Source organism: Streptomyces sp. NPDC057010, from assembly GCF_042673805.1.
GTDB lineage: Bacteria > Actinomycetota > Actinomycetes > Streptomycetales > Streptomycetaceae > Streptomyces.
On the sequence record NZ_JBHUSC010000132.1, the window covers coordinates 1 to 1437 of the forward strand.

Below are 1437 nucleotides of genomic sequence, written 5' to 3' on the forward strand. Positions count from 1 at the left end.
GGTCGGGCGTGAACGGCAGGTTGCCGTTCTCACGGTGCAGGCCCATTTCGAGCTCGCCGGCATCGATTTCGGCGGTGTTTTCCGTCGAGGTCTTGCGCGCCGGATCGAACGTGACGCGCGCCGAATGCTGGCTGACGAAGCGGTTGAAATCGTCGAGCGTATCCGCGAAATTGCGATAGATCACGACACCCGAATGGGCGAGCTGGTCGTACAACTGGGCGGTATCGACGAGGTCGATCGCCTTTTGACCGGGCTCGAGACTTTCGATCAACTCGAAGCCGAAACGCGGCAACGGTTTGTGCTGAACCTGCGCAGTGACTACGTCAACTACATCCATCATGGCTGCCTCTCAGTGTGGTTAGTCTTGTGTTCGAAGCACGGCTTCGTCGAACACTGACCAATCTACCGACACGGCCGGGCGCACCGTTTTAAAAATTAAATGGTGGATGTAAATTTTGTTTAGGGTCCTGCAAGGAAGCCGGGGTTTGCTTCCTCACCGGCAATAAACCGGACGGCGGCGATCGCCGGCCGGCACCGGCAGGTCGACGCTACGCGCGCGGCAATTCCCCCGGTTCGAGCGCATTGGCGCTCGCGAGATCCTTGAACAGGGTGCGCATGGTGCGGATGTCGGGGTTCTTTTCCATCGGCGTCGACCAGATCACGTCCAGCGTGAAGGTCGGGAAGCCGAGCGGCACTTCGCAGATCTGCACGGCCGGCGGAATCGACAGGTACTGGATCAGGCGCCGCGGCAACGTCAGGGCAACCGGCAGCCGCGCGACGATGTTCAGGCAGGCCTGATACGTGTTGGCGCGCGCGACGATACTGCGTGAGCGGCCGAGCTTTTCGAGCCAGCCATCGATCATGTTGCGCTCGGATACCCACGGCGTCGGGAACACGTGGTCCATGTCGCAGAATTCGTCGAGCGAGACGCGCGTCGACGGCGCGAGCTTGCGCGACGCGGTCAGACACACGAAGGTGTCGGAAAGGACCGATTCCCATTGCAGGTCGGGATGCAGCCGATGGTAGCCGGGACCGAAGCCGATCGCGAAGTCGATTTCGCCGGCCAGCAGCCGTTCCACCGGCAGATCGCGGCCGAGGCGGTCGACGATCAGCGAGGTTTCCCGGCCACGCTTCATGAACGACTCGAGCACACCCGGCAGCAACAGCAGCTCGAAGTACTCCGGCGCACAGACGCGCATCACGCGGCGTGTCGTGGCGACCACCTGGTCGTCATCCATGTCGGCGCAGTGGTTCACCGCATCGATCACGTTTCGCAGATAGGGCTCGATAGCCTCGGCCTTGGCCGTCGCGACGAGGCTGCCGTGATCGACATCGAAGAGCACGTCGTGGAAGCAATTGCGCAACCGCTTCAGACAATAGCTGACGGTGGGCTGGCTGATGCTCATGACCTCGGCGGTGCGGCGTGCGCTCTTGTGT

General features: G+C 62.0%; 1 protein-coding gene and 1 pseudogene. Both read right to left on the minus strand.

Going from position 1 to position 1437, the window contains the following annotated elements; all coding sequences use genetic code 11:
• Positions 1–340, minus strand: a pseudogene (locus tag ACFTXQ_RS36595) (hypothetical protein); the annotation flags it as partial.
• 208 nt (positions 341–548) lie between these two features.
• Positions 549–1437 (minus strand): LysR family transcriptional regulator (locus ACFTXQ_RS36600; RefSeq protein WP_382649986.1); only part of this gene is annotated, 889 nt, incomplete at its 5' end.